At 51.6% G+C, this 3,025-nt stretch carries 1 rRNA gene; it reads right to left on the reverse strand.

Features of this window, described 5'->3' with window-relative positions:
* Positions 1–58 precede the first annotated feature (58 nt).
* Positions 59–2,941, reverse strand: a 23S ribosomal RNA gene (locus tag HMPREF1548_RS12595).
* Positions 2,942–3,025 lie beyond the last annotated feature (84 nt).

Genomic DNA, 3,025 nt, shown 5'->3' on the forward strand with positions numbered 1-3,025 from the left:
ATACCCTCAAAACCGAACATTGAATCTAATCTCTTTTCTCTCCAAAACCTGCTTCTTTCAGGATAAGCCCTCGACCGATTAGTACTGGTCAGCTACATACATTACTGCACTTCCACCTCCAGCCTATCTACCTCATACTCTCTAAGGGGTCTTACTTATTGGGATATCTCATCTTGAGGGGGGCTTCACGCTTAGATGCCTTCAGCGTTTATCCCTGCCGGACTTGGCTACTCTGCCATGACGTTGGTCGTCAACAGATACACCAGCGGTCCGTCCATCCCGGTCCTCTCGTACTAAGGACAGCTCCTCTCAAATATCCTCCGCCTGCGCCGGATAGGGACCGAACTGTCTCACGACGTTCTGAACCCAGCTCGCGTACCGCTTTAATGGGCGAACAGCCCAACCCTTGGGACCTGCTACAGCCCCAGGATGCGATGAGCCGACATCGAGGTGCCAAACCACTCCGTCGATGTGAACTCTTGGGAGTGATAAGCCTGTTATCCCCAGGGTAGCTTTTATCCGTTGAGCGATGGCATTCCCACTTAATACCACCGGATCACTAAGTCCTACTTTCGTACCTGCTCCACCCGTCGGTGTCACAGTCAAGCTCCCTTATGCCTTTGCACTCTCCGGATGGTTTCCAACCATCCTGAGGGAACCTTTGAGCGCCTCCGATACCCTTTCGGAGGCGACCGCCCCAGTCAAACTCCCCGCCAGACATTGTCCCCCGCCCGGGTCACGGGCGCAGGTTAGAAATCCAATGCTGCAAGGGTGGTATCCCAACATTGACTCCATGATTACTGGCGTAATCACTTCTTAGTCTCCCACCTATCCTGTACATACAGCATCGAATCCCAGTATCAAGCTGGAGTAAAGCTCCATGGGGTCTTTCCGTCCTGGCGCAGGTAACCAGCATCTTCACTGGTACTTCAATTTCACCGGGTGCATTGTCGAGACAGCGCTCAAATCATTACGCCTTTCGTGCGGGTCGGAACTTACCCGACAAGGAATTTCGCTACCTTAGGACCGTTATAGTTACGGCCGCCGTTTACTGGGGCTTAAATTCGGAGCTTCGTTGCCTGACTCCTCCTCTTAACCTTCCAGCACCGGGCAGGCGTCAGCCCATATACCTCACCTTTCGGTTTCGCATAGACCTGTGTTTTTGCTAAACAGTTGCTTGAGCCTATTCTCTGCGGCCTCCTTTCAGAGGCACCCCTTCTCCCGAAGTTACGGGGTCATTTTGCCGAGTTCCTTAACAATGCTTCTCCCGCCGGCCTTAGGATTCTCTCCTCATCCACCTGTGTCGGTTTACGGTACGGGTATCATATGAACAATAGCGGCTTTTCTCGACAGCCGGCCCGCCTGCTTCCCTACTCTAGTTCGGTACGCATCACGGCTTCAGATTGCCAGACGGTTTTTCCAGTCTGACTCCTACTCCGCTTGCACCGGTTTTCCCTTTCCCGGCTCAGGCTTTCCTTCTGTGTCCCCACAGTTCTGTCATATGATAGTACAGGAATCTCAACCTGTTGTCCATCGGCTACGTCTTTCGACCTCGCCTTAGGCCCCGACTTACCCAGGGCAGATCAGCTTTACCCTGGAAACCTTAGATATTCGGCCTGGAGGATTCCCACCTCCATCTCGCTACTCATTCCGGCATTCTCTCTTCTTACCAGTCCACAATACCTTACAGTACTGCTTCGTCCCGGTAAGATTGCTCCTCTACCAATACAATTACTTGTATTCCTAAGCTTCGGTGTCGTGTTTCAGCCCCGGACATTTTCGGCGCAGGACCTCTCGACTAGTGAGCTATTACGCACTCTTTGAATGTATGGCTGCTTCTAAGCCAACATCCTAGTTGTCTTTGAAATCCCACATCCTTTTCCACTTAACACGTACTTTGGGACCTTAGCTGTAGGTCTGGGCTCTTTCCCTTTTGACTGCCCAACTTATCTCGTGCAGTCTGACTCCCGTACATCATACCTATGGCATTCGGAGTTTGATATTCTTCGGTAGACTTTGACGCCCCCTAGGAAATTCAGTGCTCTACCTCCATGGCATTAATACGAGGCTAGCCCTAAAGCTATTTCGAGGAGAACCAGCTATCTCCGGGTTCGATTGGAATTTCTCCCCTATCCACACCTCATCGCCACCCTTTTCAACGGATGTGCGTTCGGTCCTCCATTGTCTTTTACGACAACTTCAACCTGGACATGGATAGATCACCCGGTTTCGGGTCTGCAGATGCTGACTTCACGCGCTATTGACACTTGGTTTCCCTTCGGCTCCGTCCCTTAAGGACTTAACCTTGCCAGCACCCGCAACTCGCCGGACCGTTCTACAAAAAGTACGCGGTTGTACCCCTGAGGTACTTCCACAGCTTGTAAACACAGGGTTTCAGGTTCTCTTTCACTCCCCTCCCGGGGTCCTTTTCACCTTTCCTTCACAGTACTATGCGCTATCGGTCACTAAGGAGTATTTAGCCTTACGGGGTGGTCCCCGCTTCTTCCCACAAGGTTTCTCGTGTCTCGTGGTACTCTGGATACTGCTGTCCTCACTCGGTTTTCGCTTACGGGGCTTTCACCCTCTCTGGCCGGTCTTTCCAGGACCGTTCTGCTAACCTTGTTCGTAACGTCTGCAGTCCGAACCCCAGCATGCACGCACACTGGTTTGGGCTCTTCCGTTTTCGCTCGCCGCTACTCACAGAATCGATATATTTTCTTTCTCTTCCTCCGGCTACTTAGATGTTTCAGTTCACCGGGTTCCCTCCGCATACCTATGGATTCAGTATACGGTGACGGAGGTTTGCTCCGCCGGGTTTCCCCATTCAGACATCTGCGGGTCACGGGATATTTGCTCCTCACCGCAGCTTTTCGCAGCTTATCGCGTCTTTCATCGGCTCTTAGTGCCAAGGCATCCGCCCTGTGCTCTTTACAGCTTAACCTGTTGTAACTCGTCCTTTTTTGGTCTCGTTACCAGCATACATAGCGTTGTATGCCTTTTTATTTGAAATCTTCATTTCTTTTTT

This window comes from Clostridium sp. KLE 1755, assembly GCF_000466465.2.
In the GTDB taxonomy this organism is placed as follows: Bacteria; Bacillota; Clostridia; order Lachnospirales; family Lachnospiraceae; genus Eisenbergiella; species Eisenbergiella porci.